Source organism: Paenibacillus sp. EB106-06-01-XG199 (genome assembly GCF_058791575.1).
Genome location: NZ_JBYTDQ010000002.1, coordinates 697,221 through 713,168 on the forward strand (window position 1 = coordinate 697,221; position 15,948 = coordinate 713,168).

The window sequence follows — 15,948 nt, forward strand, 5'->3', positions numbered from 1 at the left end:
GCCTGCTTCGGCACAGTGTGGCTGTGCATTATATCAGCTGTACCAGCCAGCTGATGAAATAAGAAGCAGGCTCGAGCACAAGCTGGCCCAGCAAGGTTCCGAGGAAACGTGCGCCCATCAGCAGTACATAGATTTTTCCCAACTGGTCGCGATATTCCAAATGCTCCGTAGCCTTGTGCGTGATAATGCCAAGCTGCGGATCAATGAAGATGGTCAGCAGGATTGTAGCCAGCCCGTTGATAAGTCCTGAAGCTTGAGAGGCGGTTGTGCTGAACTCTGGCGATAAATGCGCCGCGTATAATGAGGAGAGCACCCCTACGGTATAGAACGCAGTAACAAAGATATTCATGATAATAAAACGTTTGGGAATGCCTAGATATCTGAAGCTGGGCAGTTTTATTTTCGGTTTTTTGATATATTTCCGCGTGTTCTTAAGCTGGCCGATGGTGACGCTGGTCAGCAGCTTCGGAATAGAGCCTTCCACCTCCAGCTTGGAAATCACTCTTCCAAACAGGCCCACGAAGGTAGGGAATATGGCAATCGCTATCAAAGTGCCAAGCGATGAAGCCAGCATGATGATCCGCAAATAATTGATCAAGGGAAAATCCGGGTGTGTTTTGGCAAAGTCAACAAATTTGGCGGTAAGCGGTGCTTGGATCATATTAGCCGTTCTGGATACTAGTACAATAATTCCGGTCAACGATAATGCTATGGCGATCTTGTTCAGCTTCACTCCGGCAAAGCGAACGGAATACGACAGGGTTTCTGCCGTATGAATGATCATTGTCAGCAGGCATACCACGATTAGACTGTTTGTCATTTGTCGAAATCATCTCCATTTATATAATTTATCTAGTTCATTCTGCATCCTCCTGAGGTGTTTGAAATTACGCAAGAAAACGAGAGCCCGGGTGGATCGAATCGTCCATCCCAAAGTTCTCGTACCTCTTGAACAAGCTTACTTTGACTTTATGATATTTTCATTTTCTTTGAAAAAATGAGCATTAATCCAAAGATATAATAGATGATGCATACGACTATAGCACTACAAAAAGTCACCCAAATCGTAGTAGGAGCCCATACTTTTATAAATGGCCAAGGCAATCCTCCAAGTAAAATTTTCGGAAACATGATAATTAATGTTAAACCTGCCGCAATGATCAGTGTATGTAGTACTAGCAGCAAGGTCCTTTTTACATTTAACTTTATCCAAATCCGTTGTTTTTGAGCGAGTTTCACCATGATTCTTATTATTAAGACTATGAATAAAACACCCAAACAGCCGACGACTAAACATACAATTGTTAAGATTCGGTCTAAATTTTGGTAGCTGTCAGAGGGATTGCTGGTTACGTCCTTTCCTTCCCACAAATCCATAACGCCTTGACCTATTGCAGTTGTAAAACTCGTTTTCATATTGGTCAGGATGGCTACCCCTACCTGTTCATCGGGCTGCATAATGAAGTACGATGTATATGTCGGATTCTCTCCGGCATGAGATATATATTGTTTATCTTTTTTGGTCTGGATTCCCCATCCGCTGGCATAGTAAGTATCCACATCAAAAGGCTCTACAGTTCGGTCAGGAACATGTGATTCTTTTATTAGCTGTTTATCCATAACATTGCCCGGATCAGTGCCTAGCTGCAGATTCATCCATTTCGCTATATCGTTCGCATTACTGATAATATATCCAGCTGGTATATTCCCTCGATATATTGGTGGTGAGTAGGCTTGTGCTTTCATAAATCCTATTTTATATCCGGTAGCCAGCTCTTTGGACTGGGATTGATGCAGCCCAACGAACGAATCCTTCATTCCGACCGGTTCTAAAATATGCTGCTTCATATAAATATCATAAGGCATCTTTGTTACACTCTCGATCACGAGTCCCAATACATCATAATTGATTGTTGCATATTCGAAGGAGCTTCCCGGTTTCCGATTTAGCTGCTGATCCAGTAATGTTTTAACGGTTAGTTCTAACGTTTCATTTGTATTACCTTCAGGAATGCGGGCTATTGTATTCGCTGCTATTCCGCTAGTATGATGAAGGAGCTGATTTAGAGTGATTGTTTGCGGCTCACCATTATAAGTTAATTCCAACCACGGTATATACTTCTTTACATCATCGTTTAGTTTTAACACCCCCTCTTTTTCCAATTTCAAAATGGCCAGACCAGTGAAAGCTTTCGTTGTTGAACCTATTTCAAATAAAGTATCACCGGTTACTGGTTTTTTTGTCTTTACATCCGCGTAACCGAAACCTTTCTGATATATCGTTTTCCCCTTCTCTACAATGACTAGTGAGATTCCCGGAGTTTTACTCTTACTTCTTTGTTCTTCTACAAAGTGTTCGATCTTCTGTATTTTTTTATTTGATTCGCCTGAGTCGGCGTTAGCTGTAGTCTGTGAATAACCGCTAGTCGACAGAAGAAGAATAGCGATCATTATAACAACTATTTTTAATGACGATTTCATAACTGATGCTCCTTGGTCAAATTTATGATTTTCATATAGCTACTACAGGCAACTAGGAAATAAATCGTCTGCATGGCCATATAAATGCCGATGATGACGAACGAATAAACCCAATTGGATACCATAAGCAGGTTGTCTAGTGCTTTGAGAGCGACTAGCGCATGAACGATGCCGACGAGACAGGGCACAAAGAATAGAATACCAGTCTGCGTAACAACAATTCTCCGAAGCTCGCCTGAAGACATCCCTATTCGGGTCAGCGCCTTATATTGCGCCTGATTTTCCTGCAGTTCCGTAAACAGTTTAAAGTAAATCAAGCTGCCGGAGGCTATGAAAAACAGCAAACTGATGAACACCCCAATAAACATCGTTAGCGATATCACTCCTTGGGCATCATCATACTGCGTCTTGATATCGTCCAGTTGCACCGCAAGTCCAAGCATATAAATCGTACCGGAGGCCGTTAAAATAACCGCACTTAAAATCGATACAATAAACAGCATTCGTGCATTCTCCTTCAGCTTTTGGTCAAGCTGAGCGAATACGATCAGATTCGTTCGGTTGTAGTATATGGCTGTACAACTTTGGATAAATCGAAGCAGCAATCCACTAAACTGCGTAAATAACAGGTAAGTTCCAGGCAAAATGGTAAGCAAAATATACAGCGCCAGCATGTTGAAGTTCTTTGCATTTAACATTAGAGCCATAGTATATGCGGCTGCTATGCATACGACCGAAAGCACAGCAAGCCATGGCGAATAAACGAGTTTCTCTTTCGAGCCGCCCGCTGCATTAAGCAAAACAACAATTTCCGTACGTCCCGCCCGTATCGCCGTTCCCAAGGAAATGAGTGTGAACAGCATGAAGAAACTACTTGCCGTCATGCATACCGAACGTAGCGGTATGGCAACCGGGATCGGATCTTTCAACCCTAACAACACAGCGAGTGCCATAAAGAATGGCTTGCTGAAAAAAATGCCCAAGCCGATACCAGCCCCAATGGCCATAATCGTTATAACTGTACTTTCTAAAATAATAAGTATAAGAAGCTGCCGATGCGTCATTCCAAACAAAGAAAGAAGACCGAATTCCTTCCTCCTCGACTTCAAAAACGCCGAACTGGAATAAAGTACAAACAGAAACGAGAAAACAACGATAATGTATTGGCAGAACAACATCCCCTGTTTTACTTTCACAGACCCTAAGATATGGCCACTCGCGAGGTCGGGATGAGCAAGAAACGCTGCATACATGTAAAAGATCATTACAGAGAACACACAACTCATAAAAAATGCGCTGTACGACCGCCAGTTGCCGCGAATGTTGCTAAGCGCGAGCGAACGGAACGTCATTAAAATTCCCTCCGAGCACGCTCAGAGCGTCCAATATTTGTTGGAAAAACGTTTGTCGATTGGAGCCCCGCCGAATTTCCGTGAAGATTCTTCCGTCCTTAATAAATACAATACGCTGGCAATAGCTTGCTGAGAACGGGTCGTGGGTCACCATTAACACCGTTGCCTTCCATTGTTCGTTCAACTCCTTCAACGAATCCATTACATCCTTCGCCGACTTCGAATCCAGATTGCCGGTCAGCTCATCTGCAAGCATTAACGAAGGTTCATTAATGAAGGCACGTGCAATAGCCGCTCGCTGCTTCTGACCACCAGACACCTCATACGTACGTTTGTTCAACAGTTTAGCAATTTCTAACCGCTCGGCTAGCATATACAATCTATGTTCGATTAACTTAGGGGCCACCCCTTCTAATACAAGCGGCAAGATAATGTTTTCTTTGATGGACAGCGAGTCCAGCAAATTGAAATCCTGAAAGATGAACCCAAGCTCGCGCCTTCTGAAAAACGCCAAATTTTTATTGCTGAGCTTGCTCGGATCAATACCGTTAATTTCTATGTATCCGGCCGTCGGACGATCAATTACTGCGAGCAGATTAAGCAACGTTGTCTTGCCGCTTCCGGATGGCCCCATAACACCGACAAATTCGCCGCTTTCTACACGTAAATCAATGTCATGTAAAGCTGTACAAACAACATTGCCTTTGGAGCTGTAAATTTTACTCAGTCCCTGCGCTTCAAGTAAAGTCATTATTCAATTTTCCTCCCCCCGTTTCAGTCTGCATAGTCTGTTGTCTTAACAAAATTTAGTATAGCGGGCCATGCTCGCTGAACCCATCGATTTATATTACAAAATCACGCTTCACACATAACAAAGTTGTCACATAGCCTACATGCTTTTTCCTGTTTTTCCGCCTAGAATATGTATGCTCTCAGGTTGAAAAGTGATTGTAAAAGTCGTACCCATGCCTAGTTCCGACGTTACCGATAGTACGTGACCTAGTCTGCCGCACACCTGCTTCGCCAAATACAATCCCATTCCCGTCGATTCTCCTGCAGATTGCCCATTCTCACCGGTAAAGAAAGGATCAAATATTCGTGGTATATCGTGCGTTGCTATGCCGCTCCCCTCATCTGTTATGCTAATTTTACAACCTGTTTCTGTATTCTGCTCTAAGTGAAAAACAAGGCTTTTCATGCCTTGTTTGTGTTTGCTGTATTTAATTGCATTGCTGACTATTTGATTTATTACGACTGTTATCCACTTCTCATCCGTTTCCGGCCATGCTTCACCATCAATTTGCGGTATTACGGCATGACGGATACAAAGCCGCTTGTGTGCAATCAGAACTTCACGAATTACATTGTGCAGCGGGACTTTTTTGAGATGAATATCCATTTCGAACTTATCGAGACGCGCAGTATACAGTAGCATCTCCAGACCTCTCGTCATTCGATCAGCCTCTTCATGCAGACTGAGAATAAGCTCTTTCTGCTCCTCTTCAGAAGAAGGCATCTGCTTCAGGCTTTCTTGCAAGAGTATATCTATAACCGATAAAGGAGTCTTCATATGATGCACCCACTGCAGAACAAAATAGTTGTGGAGCTCTTGCTGGCGGCGATATGCTCCAAGTTTATTCAAATAAGCGCTGTTTTGCCGGTCTAACAAGCGTATGACCAGCTGCTGCTCTGCCGTAACGGCTGACTGCACGATCGCTGCCGCCTGTAATTCATCAGATCCTTCAACCGCATTTCTGAGCTGTTTGTGATATTCACGATTTCGAATATAGTCAATAACCAATCCAAGTACCCCAATAAAAGCAGCTGCAGCCACAAAATAAAAAATCGTGCTCTCATCCATCATTCCAGGATAACGCGCATTTTCCAGCAGCATTAAGCAGGCACCAACCCCAATAATTGCAAACGTAGATAATACAAAAATTAGCCGATCACGAAAAAATAAAGCAACCGATCGCAATCTCATGAGCCAAGCTCCCCCTGCTCCTCGCCCAGGGCCAGTTTATAACCCATACCACGAACCGTCGTGATCGCATTAGGCAGACCAAGTTCCTCCAGCTTCTTCCGCAACCTTGTCACGTTGACCGTTAACGTGTTGTCATCGACAAACTGTGCATTGTCCCATAACTTCCCCAGAAGTTGATCCCGCGAGACGGTTCTTCCATATTGCTGCATGAAGCATTCAGCTAACAACTGCTCATTCTTTGTAATCTGGGTTTTCTGATCTTGCCATATAAGTTCATTACGGCTTAGATTCAGTCGTAAACCATGTGCATTAAATTCACTGTCGGGCAGCAAGACAGTCCCGTTAGAAGCCGAATAATCCCCGTAAACTCTCCTTAGAATACTTTTTACCTTCGCGATTAAAAGGTCTAAATGAATTGGCTTCGTAATGTAATCATCACCGCCGTTCTCTATGGCCATCACCTGATCCATCTCACTCGCCCGCGCAGATATGAAGATGATCGGCAGGTTGGAGCGTGTACGGATTTGTCTGCACCAATAATAGCCATCAAAGTACGGCAGATTAATATCAAGCATGACCAAATGTGGATCATACGCCTCAAATTCAGTAATTATTTCGCGAAATTGCGTTACACAAGATGCTTCAAATCCGTATTTCTCCATATTCCTTTTTAGAAGGGCACTAATTTTACTATCATCCTCCACAATGAAAATCCGGTACATACGATTCCTCCTTCAAGCTTTCCCTGTAAGCCAACTATTAGTATAGCAAAATGTTGAAACACACAAGAATAAAGAGTATTTGCCCCCTTCAGAAACACATGCGCTAACAATCGCTCAGGGTTGAGTGGCTCTGTTTCTTGTGATATCATCCGTCCAGTTGGCAGGAAGATCAAGATTTCAGCTTGGAGAAGCTTCTACTGAATATTGGTATAAGGATGGCTCTGATTGAACAGTTCTCGACCCTATCCTTTCCTTTTAGTACGAATTCTTGCGCAGCCAAAGCGGTCCGCCACATAAGAAAACAAAATCCCTGCTGAATATCTGATCAAATCAACCCAGAGGAAACCTTTGCCGAGAATTAATCCTCCCAATAAAGTGGCACGCAGCTCACTAATCCATATTTCTTGGTAGAGCTGGCTAAATTCGATGCCAAAGCTGAAGCCGAAACTCAGCACTACTGAAATCCACCGTTGTTGCCGGGTAAGCAATACGCGAAAGGCAAAGTAAATCATCGCCGCCCACAGCGCATCTCCAAAATGTCTTGAGATAAACAGCGGCAGCTGGTCTGCAAATGCTCTGGAACCGAATCCGAGCACCATCATCATTAGCATAGCGAAGCTGTAAGCAAGTTTTGCTCTCATGTTGTCCCTTTCCGGATTCCCGTTCTATTCAAATATCGCATGCCCGTTACCGGAATCCTGCATAAAAATCTCCCGGGGATAAGGGATGGCAATTTCGGGCAGCTCCTGTTCCTTGAAAAATTTAAATTCTTCCGCCTCTCCGTCCATGCTTCTCGGCGTGCCTTTGACAATCGAGCATTCAAACACTGTTACCGAGTACTCGACCATGTCCCCATTACTGTACTGGTATGCATACTTCTCCCCGCCGAATACCCCAATGATCCGCCCGGGTGTCACCATCAGCCCCGTCTCTTCAAAAACCTCTCTGCGCAGCGCCCTGGATGGAGTTTCACCGGGTTCAATGGCTCCGGCAGGCAAGCCCCACAACTGCTCTTTTCCTTTACGAATAAAGAGAATCTCCTCGTCGTCATTTCTGATTACTGCCGCTACAGATGGTACCATCAGCAGCCCCGAGCCTGTCTTCTCACGCAAAGCACGGTAGTATTCCGAGATTGGCATGTTCATTTCCCCCTTTATGTAACCTTGCCAGACTAAGTCTACAGCTCATCCTTGCGGAAGGAAATAATGTTGATCTTCTCTTCCTTGGTAGACATCATGGATAATTGGCAGCATAATAGTTCTACTGTATTTCATGATCCCTTTCATAATTCCTCCTGTCAGGATGTAATTTGATCATCCTCTGTCTCTATATTTGACACCACTGCCAGAGATTCCTTGTCTGAAAACACAAGAAAGAAACGGCTTGACCTACCCGATAGGGAAGATAGCCGTTCCTGAGAGAAACATGATTCAGTTGTTCATTTCTAACCTTCCCCTAACTCCAGCCCCTTCAACCCCCGCCGCCGGACCCGGCAAGTCCAAAGTAAATCAGCAAGAAACAACAGGGCAGCCATCGGCAGCACCATTCCCCATAACGGTTCAATGACCGTGTACAATCCTTCCATCACTGGCTGGAGGAGGTATATGCATGCTGTAGCCAGCCCCCACCAGTATAAGGAGAATTTCAGGCAGATATGCCCGTGCAGCTGGTACGGCAGCTCCTTATAATCCCACCATTGCCTGTGAAAAGCCGCTTTCAGCAGCCACCCGCTTGCATACTCCACTGCTGAAGGAATGATCAGCGCAAGCACAAGTAATAGCGGAACCGGCAGCTGTAAATCCTTCGCGGCCAGCAGGAGCAGCGGAGCACAGCCGTACATCGGCTTAAAAGGCCCCTTCAGAAACCCCTCTTTACGAAAGGTTCCCTGACTATAGAGATTATACGATCCTTCCAGCACCCAGCCCAGAAAGGAATAGACCATAAAGTAAAAGAAATATTCTCCCGCAACTGCAACAGCTGCATAGCTGTCCAGCGGTAGCACCGGTGTAATCACGATCTGTTCCGCCCCCTGCCTGTGAGGATTACCACACATATATTCGGGAGCTAGTATGCCATTCTGGAACTGTTGTTATGCAAAAAAACATAACCCTCGCGGGTTATGTCCAGAAACCAAAATATGACCCCGGCGCTCCGCCGGTTTATTCTTTAAGATTCTTAACATGCTGTTCCTTGAGCATTGGTGTCAGCGACTCGCCATCTGTCTGTCTTCTTAGTGTCTCCAGCTTCATATCGCTGCGTACACCAAAGTCCGAACCGTACTTTTTCTCAAGGTTGCCTGCCTGCGCTTCCCCGCGTTTCTGCCGATACCGGCCGTTCTCGTTCCGACTACGCATTTCATTTCCTCCCCGCAATTGAAATTGCTTGAGACCCTAGAAATCTGCGATGCTCTTACTTTACCCCTCCCTGATATTCCGTTTCATCCTGACGTACATTTTTGCCTTCTGCCTTGGCCTGTTCTAGCAGCTCAGCCGCATCATCCTGAGGCTTGTATCCGAGCAGTTCCTCCAGATACCCGATGGTATAATAGTTGTCAGTATTCGCAGAGGTCCCATACAGATTCAAATATTTCAGTTCCTCATCCGCCTCAATGCAGCATTCTACTAATTGCAGCAAATCGCGTTCAGAGATCCAGATATGTCCTGCCCGTTCCGAATGGGGGCGGTCGTCTCCGGGAAAGTTGCCGATCCTGATATTCAGCGAAGAGATTTTGCCTTGGTCTGAGTATAGGCGGCCGAGCAGCTCGATATAACATTTGCTTAACCCGTAAAAGCTGTCCGGCCGGTAAGGGTCACTTGGACCTGTTTTCTCATCGGTCTTGTAATATCCGGTCGCATGATTAGAGCTGGCGAATACAATGCGCCGCACACCGTTCTGTACAGCCGCCTCAAATAATTTGTAAGCACTCCCTACATTGCCTTGAAGCACCTTACCGAGGAAATCGTCATTATCCTTAATCCAGGCAAAATGGAGTACCGTATCAACACCCTTGGTAAGCTCTTCCAGCCGGTCTTCATCCGCGATATCCAACTGAACGATCCCTTGCTCTTCGTCCGCTTGAATATCCGCTCCTACAACATCATATCTGCCGCTTTCTTTCAGCCCCTTGAAGAGTGTATTGCCAATTCTTCCAGCCGCTCCTGTTAGCAAGAGTTTGCGTTTCATTAGTTTCAAGCCCCTTTCCAGCCTACTATCCTATGCATTATTAACCGCTGGAGAGGAAAAGATTACAATTGACTCAAATTTGCGGGCTCCGCGGCTGGGCCAGAACAGCATACGTGGTGTTTCCGGTTAGTTCCTAATACATCAATGCTTCAATCGTATTATTACCCATGGCTTCATACGTACCCCACTTGGGTTCATCGCTGGTATTCCAGAATTGCCCGTTGGCATAATTCTTTTTTAAGTTCAGATGATTATTCATACGGCTTGCGGCCGTATTCTTATAAGCCGGGTCAAGGGATGCAACCTCATGGTTTGCCCAGGCTGCCGCCCAGGCCATATCATCTTTATAATCCGTAAGCACAGTTTGCACCACCCGCGTCGCCCCAGCTCCCTTTACTGGCTGTGGAAATGGTAGCATTTAATACCGAGGTATTATTTGAATTGAAAACATCATTTCTGACTCCGCTCAAGTTTGTGCTTGATAATACGATGGCTATTTTACTCGCAGCCGGACTGTATCCAACCTGGTTAACCCTTATAAATATGCCGCTTGCATTTACTTGAACCGAATCAGATGAATTCATTTATTTGTACACGCCCTTTCAATCTCATATTTTCACGTGTGCCTTGGATCGTTGTACCCTCATTATGACTGGTCTTGAGCCCGCTTGCATAAATTCCTATACAATACAAAAAAGCAATCCCGTTCCCGGAAGTACCGGAAACGGGCATTGCTTTTTGAGAAAATAAGAATTATTATGCTTCACAATAAATTATCCTTATCTTTTTCTCGTTTTGTATATTTGTTACTCCAGATACCCTTTAACCAAACCCAGCGGCAGCAGCTTCGGCTGCTCGCAGCTGGTGGACAGCTCCGCATAGCGCTTGGTATCGGAGCTTGTATGGAACGCATGCATCATTTCAAGCACATGATTGGCCAGCTCGCCGTTTGCACGCGGGGTATCTCCTGTCCCGATGCAGCGGGCCATATCCGCCACGCCAATACCTCTGCTGTTCCCGGCATAATTGTAGATCAGCGGAATCTCCTGAAACTCTGTGCTGTGAGCCGGACGCAGCAGGATCGGACCGCCGAAGGTGTTAGGGTCCGGTACGATCAATGTACCTTGCGATCCGTAGATTTCGATCCGCGGCAATGTGCTGTGCCAGACATCGAAGCTGGTAATCATCGTTGCCACGGCACCGCTGACGAACTCAATGGTTCCGGCAACATGTGTAGGTACTTCTACATCAACCATTTTGCCGAACTTCTTCTCACTGGTGATCGTCCGTGTGGGAAAAGAGGTTTTGGTGATGCCGCATACCGTTTTGGCCGGGCCAAGCAAAGATACCAGAGCCGTAAGATAATACGGTCCCATATCAAACATTGGGCCGCCTCCGGCCTGATAGTAGAATTCAGGGTCCGGATGCCAGCTCTCATGACCATGGCAGAGCATGAAGGCCGTTGCTGCTACCGGCTCTCCGATATAGCCGTCCGCAATCAGCTTGGCGCAGGTTTGCAGACCGCCTCCGAGGAAGGTGTCAGGCGCACAGCCGATGAACAAATTCTTTTCCTGTGCCAGACGGACAAGCTCTGTTCCATTCTCAAGCGTTAACGACAGCGGCTTCTCGACATACACATGCTTACCGGCTAATAAAGCTTGCTTGCACACATCGAAATGAAAATTAGGCGTGGTCAGATTAACGACAATCTCAATCTCATCCGAAGCAAGCAATTCCTCTGTCGTCCATACATGAGGAACTCCGTATTTCTCCGCTGCCTGCTGTGCCCGCCCCAGATCCAGATCAGAACAGGCATAGACCTCCGTGTTCACAAAAGTTCCGGTCAAATTCTCAAAATAAATGCCGCTGATATTCCCGCAGCCGACGATGCCCACCTTCACTTTACGCACAATGATTCTCCCCTTATTATCACGGTTTTAGTTGGCAGCCCACAAAAAGCCTTTACGCATCAGTTCCTTGGCTTCCGGAATATCAAAAACATCCGCATGATGTCCAAGTGAATTATAGAATACCTTGCCCTTGCCCCATTTCTTCGTGTATACCACTGGCATGGTGATGACACCGTTCGCCGAATGCTCCCCTTCGCTCAGCACAAAAGTAGTTGTAGCCAGTACGTCTACCGCTGGATCTACATGCAGATAATACTGTTCTGACTTCACCATGAAATCCGGGATGCCTTCCACAATCGGACTGGAGCCGGATCTCACAATATTCACTTCATAATCCACTCCATCGTTGAAGGGATGTGCCACCCACTGCGATCCGGTCAAAAATTGCCATTCTGTATTATTACGGAAGGAATCGCACATCCCGCCATGACAACCGGCAATGCCTACCCCGGAAGCCACAGCTGCAAGAACAGACGACACCTGTTCATTCGCGATTTCACCCATTGTCCACACCGGCACAATTAGACTTAATTCCTTAAGCGCCTCGGCGTTATTGAAGCTGTCCAACGTATCCGATACCTCAACCTCAAACCCTTCGGCCTCCAGAATGCCGGCAAAAATCGCTGCAACCTCATTCGGTTCATGACCATCCCATCCGCCTTTTACAATCAATGCTTTCTTCGCCATATCAAGCTCTCCTTTTTGTCCTGGAATCAATTACCGTGTCTACCTGAAGAAATTGTAATCCAAAAGGGTACCGGCTGCTCGCCATTTTGCTTGAATGACTGGTCATTTTTTGCTAAGTTTATGTGTAAATAGCGGAAGATTGGAACAGGAGAAATTATGAGAGCTTTTCACGAGAACCGAACGTATGGATCAGCTTTTCCCTTCACTGCATTTGTGAGTGCAAATATAGATTTTCTGGCCCACTGGCATAATGATCTGGAGATTATCTATGTACTGGAGGGTTCGATCCGGATGGGGATCAACTCGGAAACACGGGTACTTCTGGCAGGAGATCTGGCCGTTTGCAGCAGCGGAGATATTCACTACTATGACAGCAAGGACAACGAATCGAAGCTTATCTTTGTTATATTTAACCCTTCCCTGATCGGGTTTCCTGCAGGCTGGCCCCTGAATATGCGGCTCACTTCCCCTTTTAGGGAGAACCGTCCAGCCACACCGGAAGATGAGGTCATTAACAGCCGCCTGTCCACGATCATGCAGGAACTGCTGCAGGAACATGTTCAGAAGCTTCCGCATCATGAACAGCTTATGATCGGTTTGCTGCACGAGCTGTGCGCATTGATTCTACGGAATATGCCTCTGGACATAGTCAATCCTCATAAGGATAAGCGGCGCATTACGAATATGAAGATCATGCAGGAGGTCCTCGAATACCTCGACGTCAATTACATGCATCCCATCACACTTGCCGACGCAGCACGTCACGCCAACATGAGCCTGTTCTATTTCTCACGTTTCTTCAAAAGCATCTCGGGCATGAGTTACATCGCGTACCTCAATAGTATCCGGGTCAATCAGGCAGAACGGCTGCTGCTGAGCACGGACAAAAGCATTCTGGATATCGCGCTGGTATGCGGTTTCTCCAATATCCGTACCTTCAACCGTGTATTTAAACAGGTCAAGCTGCGGACACCGAGCGAACTGCGTTAGCGCTGCGTTACATCGCTATCTTCATGTTTTCAAGTTCAATCCAAATAATAATGTCTTGCTTCTTCGCAGAATAGTAACTACAATACACTTGTTAAAACTCTTTTAAAAAATAGCATGATAATCAATATTCCAAAGGAGGGTTCCTAGATGTCACAACCATCCCACAATACACAGCTGGTGAAGAAAATAAATGTTGAATTGGTTAAAAGCATGCTGCGCACGTCCGGCACAGGCACGAAAGCATCCATTGCAGAGCAGACCAGATTGAGCGTGGCCACATGCGGCACGATCTTGAATGAACTGGTCCGTACCGGTGAAATCCTGGAACTTGGATGGGAGGAATCAAGTGGCGGCAGACCGGCGAGAAAGTATCAGTTCAACGCGGATTATTCCTTCATGATCTGTATGATCGTGCGTTCCGAGGGCGATGTGCAATCCGTTAGTTATGCGCTGGCGAATCTGAACGGTGAAGTCATAGAGCAAACAGATAAGGTGCTCAACCAGATTAACGTGGCTACCCTCACGGACTGGCTCGATCAGATCATCGAAGCTCACCCTAATGTGCAGGCGATTGGCATCGGCATCCCCGGGGTGGTCCAGCTGGACCGGATTGGAATCTGTGATGTGCCGGAGCTGGCCGGCCAACCGCTCGGCATACTGCTCAAGGAACGCTACGAAGAGGTCGAGATCATCATCGAGAATGATATGAATCTGACCGTTTACGGACTGTACCAGAAGCTGTTTCCGGACGAGGAGAACCCCTTTGCTGTAATGACTTTTCCGAAGAACCATTATCCGGGGGCCGGCTTCATGGTGAACGGGCGTCTGCTTAACGGAAGCAGCTTCTTTAGCGGCGAGGTGTCCTATCTTCCTTACGGCATCTCCAGAGAGGAGCAACTTACACTGGTTCAAGGCGCCGGAGACCTCAGCCCGCTGGCTGTCCACGCCCTGGTATCCATTATCACCATTATTAATCCTGCTACGATTGTGCTCACCGGAGATAATATGTCGCCAGTGATGCTGGACGCACTGCGCAGCGGCTGTCTGAAGATTATTCCGCCGGAACATATGCCTGTGCTGATCATCCAGAACAATACCCGGCAGGAATACATGACAGGACTCATTACAGCAACTATGGAAAGCCTGACCTACCGGTTCCAATTGGTTGAACGGAAATAAAGAACGCATAAATCTGACAATTCAGGAGGCCGTCAACTGTGAAGGCTCAAGCAAGCAATTCTGCAAGCAAACGGAACTACATCTATATCATGCAACTGGTGACTATCTTTCTAGGTTTCATCGTATTTGGAATCTCTGAGAATATTAAGGGTCCTGCGATTCCGCGGATCCAACTCGATTTCAACCTCGATGAGCAGCAGCTCGGCACACTGCTCTCTCTGAATGCGCTGGGGTATCTGATCGCTTGTTCGTTCACTGCTATTCTCGTTCGTAAATGGGGGATCAAGGCGGTCAGCATTATTGCCTTCGCTTCTATGGTTATCTCGGGTGTGCTGATCTTCCTGTCACATACATATCCGTTATTTGCCTCCTCCTACTTCCTGATGTACATCGGGAACGGGATGCTGGAAATTGGTCTAGCAATTCTGGGAGCACGTATTTTTGTGAAAAACACGGGGATGATGATGAATTTATCCCACTTCTTCTATGGACTAAGCTCCACCGTAGCCCCGCTGCTTGCTACAGGGGTAATGTCGCTGAGTGTGTTTGGACATCTGCTGGACTGGCGGGGAATGTATCTGGTCATGTTAGCGCTCTGCTTACTGCCGATTCTGTCTGCGCTGCGCAGCACCTTTCCCGGTGATGATATGCCGCATGAAGACCGCACCCCCTTCAAGACCCTGATGCGTGATCCGGCGCTCTGGATGATGGTCATGATTCTATCGTTCGGCGTCGTTTCCGAGCTTGCGGTGGGCGGCTGGCTGGTTAACTTTCTGGAAAAAGCTTATGCCTGGGATACCGTCAAGGCCTCCGGCCTGCTCTCATCCTTCTTCCTCCTCTTCTCCCTGGGAAGATTGCTGATCGGCCCGCTGACGGACAAAATCGGCTTTGTGCTCTCCCTGATTATCTTCTCACTGTTCTCGGCACTTTGTACCTTTGTAGCCCTGGCCGGCGGGGAAAGCCTCGCCTTCCTGTTCGCCTTGTCCGGAGCAGGAATCGCCATCATCTATCCTACTGTTATGGCCTTTATTGCGCGCCGCTACCCCAATGGAAGCGACACCGCCATTACCTTCGTTGTCACCCTGATGGGACTCGGAAGTGTCATAGGCAATTATCTGATCGGCTGGGTTATTGAAATCGTCAAAGCCATGTATGGCAGTACAACAGAGCTTGGTCTGCTGCGCGGCCTGCAGGCAGGATATGGCTTCATCGGATTATGCGCTGCAATCTGCTCGGTGTCAGGAATTGTGCTGTATCTGTATCTGAAGCGGAGACAGGAATTGATCTGAGGCATTCCACACATAACAAGGATAGCTTGTGCCCGTATTGGGCCAGCTGTCCTTATTTTGCGTCCGCGTAACAGATACGGCAGTCAAAATAACATAAGAAAGCTAAAAAAAGTGCAAAAAGACCGGATTCCGGTTCAAGACTCTTCTCCGGCAAATATAATCCCTCAAAAT

18 protein-coding genes are annotated in these 15,948 nt (G+C 46.6%); 3 read left to right on the forward strand and 15 right to left on the reverse strand.

The genetic code is table 11. The features are described 5' to 3' along the window. Nucleotides 1-28: 28 nt before the first annotated feature. The 15 genes from AC3WT9_RS09150 to AC3WT9_RS09220 all read right to left on the reverse strand — a co-directional run bounded on the left by AC3WT9_RS09150 (nt 29) and on the right by AC3WT9_RS09220 (nt 12,319). Complete coding sequence (locus AC3WT9_RS09150; protein WP_038590118.1) at nt 29-820, reverse strand: lipid II flippase Amj family protein; 792 nt, start codon at nt 818-820, stop codon at nt 29-31. Nucleotides 821-969: 149 nt separating this feature from the next. Further along, the gene (locus AC3WT9_RS09155; protein ID WP_341378257.1) at nt 970-2,481 is read right to left on the reverse strand and encodes a serine hydrolase domain-containing protein; all 1,512 of its coding nucleotides are present in this window, start codon (nt 2,479-2,481) and stop codon (nt 970-972) included. Next, a complete protein-coding gene (locus AC3WT9_RS09160; RefSeq protein ID WP_341092235.1) occupies nt 2,478-3,833 on the reverse strand; it encodes an FtsX-like permease family protein in 1,356 nt (451 codons plus the stop codon). Before AC3WT9_RS09160 ends, AC3WT9_RS09155 begins: the two co-directional genes overlap by 4 nt. Continuing rightward, a complete protein-coding gene (locus AC3WT9_RS09165) occupies nt 3,808-4,584 on the reverse strand; it encodes an ABC transporter ATP-binding protein (protein WP_341092234.1) in 777 nt (258 codons plus the stop codon). The genes AC3WT9_RS09160 and AC3WT9_RS09165 overlap by 26 nt, the downstream gene beginning before the upstream one ends. Before the next feature lie 138 nt (nt 4,585-4,722). Further along, nucleotides 4,723-5,817, reverse strand: a complete 1,095-nt coding sequence (locus tag AC3WT9_RS09170; RefSeq protein ID WP_341092232.1) for a sensor histidine kinase — start codon at nt 5,815-5,817, stop codon at nt 4,723-4,725. After that, entirely contained in the window at nt 5,814-6,539 is a 726-nt protein-coding gene (locus AC3WT9_RS09175; RefSeq protein WP_341092231.1) for a response regulator, read from the reverse strand. The genes AC3WT9_RS09170 and AC3WT9_RS09175 overlap by 4 nt, the downstream gene beginning before the upstream one ends. Nucleotides 6,540-6,781: 242 nt before the next feature. Beyond that, the gene (locus AC3WT9_RS09180; RefSeq protein WP_342481705.1) at nt 6,782-7,180 is read right to left on the reverse strand and encodes a ribosomal maturation YjgA family protein; all 399 of its coding nucleotides are present in this window, start codon (nt 7,178-7,180) and stop codon (nt 6,782-6,784) included. Between the two features lie 24 nt (nt 7,181-7,204). After that, nucleotides 7,205-7,678: an NUDIX domain-containing protein gene (locus AC3WT9_RS09185; RefSeq protein WP_341092227.1), complete on the reverse strand. Its 474-nt coding sequence runs from the start codon at nt 7,676-7,678 to the stop codon at nt 7,205-7,207. Between the two features lie 305 nt (nt 7,679-7,983). Next, entirely contained in the window at nt 7,984-8,553 is a 570-nt protein-coding gene (locus AC3WT9_RS09190) for a putative ABC transporter permease (protein ID WP_341378256.1), read from the reverse strand. Between the two features lie 145 nt (nt 8,554-8,698). Next, nucleotides 8,699-8,893, reverse strand: a complete 195-nt coding sequence (locus AC3WT9_RS09195) for a hypothetical protein (protein ID WP_038590093.1) — start codon at nt 8,891-8,893, stop codon at nt 8,699-8,701. 55 nt (nt 8,894-8,948) lie between these two features. Then, on the reverse strand, nt 8,949-9,722 hold the full coding sequence (locus tag AC3WT9_RS09200) for an NAD-dependent epimerase/dehydratase family protein (protein ID WP_341092222.1): 774 nt from the start codon (nt 9,720-9,722) through the stop codon (nt 8,949-8,951). Between the two features lie 133 nt (nt 9,723-9,855). After that, nucleotides 9,856-10,083, reverse strand: coding sequence for a hypothetical protein (locus tag AC3WT9_RS09205; protein ID WP_341378254.1), 228 nt, complete (start codon nt 10,081-10,083; stop codon nt 9,856-9,858). Beyond that, on the reverse strand, nt 10,067-10,306 hold the full coding sequence (locus AC3WT9_RS09210) for a cellulase N-terminal Ig-like domain-containing protein (RefSeq protein ID WP_445744964.1): 240 nt from the start codon (nt 10,304-10,306) through the stop codon (nt 10,067-10,069). Before AC3WT9_RS09210 ends, AC3WT9_RS09205 begins: the two co-directional genes overlap by 17 nt. Before the next feature lie 222 nt (nt 10,307-10,528). After that, on the reverse strand, nt 10,529-11,632 hold the full coding sequence (locus AC3WT9_RS09215; RefSeq protein ID WP_341092219.1) for a Gfo/Idh/MocA family protein: 1,104 nt from the start codon (nt 11,630-11,632) through the stop codon (nt 10,529-10,531). A 27-nt stretch (nt 11,633-11,659) separates the two neighbouring features. Further along, nucleotides 11,660-12,319, reverse strand: a complete 660-nt coding sequence (locus AC3WT9_RS09220) for a ThuA domain-containing protein (protein WP_341092217.1) — start codon at nt 12,317-12,319, stop codon at nt 11,660-11,662. A gap of 156 nt (nt 12,320-12,475) precedes the next feature. Here AC3WT9_RS09220 and AC3WT9_RS09225 point away from each other — a divergent pair, with 156 nt between their 5' ends. The 3 genes from AC3WT9_RS09225 (at nt 12,476) to AC3WT9_RS09235 (ending at nt 15,777) form a co-directional block, all read left to right on the forward strand. Next, nucleotides 12,476-13,309 carry a helix-turn-helix transcriptional regulator gene (locus AC3WT9_RS09225; protein ID WP_492407545.1) on the forward strand — a complete coding sequence of 278 codons (834 nt, stop codon included), beginning with the start codon at nt 12,476-12,478 and terminating at the stop codon, nt 13,307-13,309. Nucleotides 13,310-13,456: 147 nt separating this feature from the next. Continuing rightward, nucleotides 13,457-14,488, forward strand: coding sequence for an ROK family protein (locus tag AC3WT9_RS09230; RefSeq protein WP_341092214.1), 1,032 nt, complete (start codon nt 13,457-13,459; stop codon nt 14,486-14,488). Between the two features lie 89 nt (nt 14,489-14,577). Beyond that, nucleotides 14,578-15,777: an MFS transporter gene (locus AC3WT9_RS09235; RefSeq protein WP_341097638.1), complete on the forward strand. Its 1,200-nt coding sequence runs from the start codon at nt 14,578-14,580 to the stop codon at nt 15,775-15,777. Nucleotides 15,778-15,948: the final 171 nt, after the last annotated feature.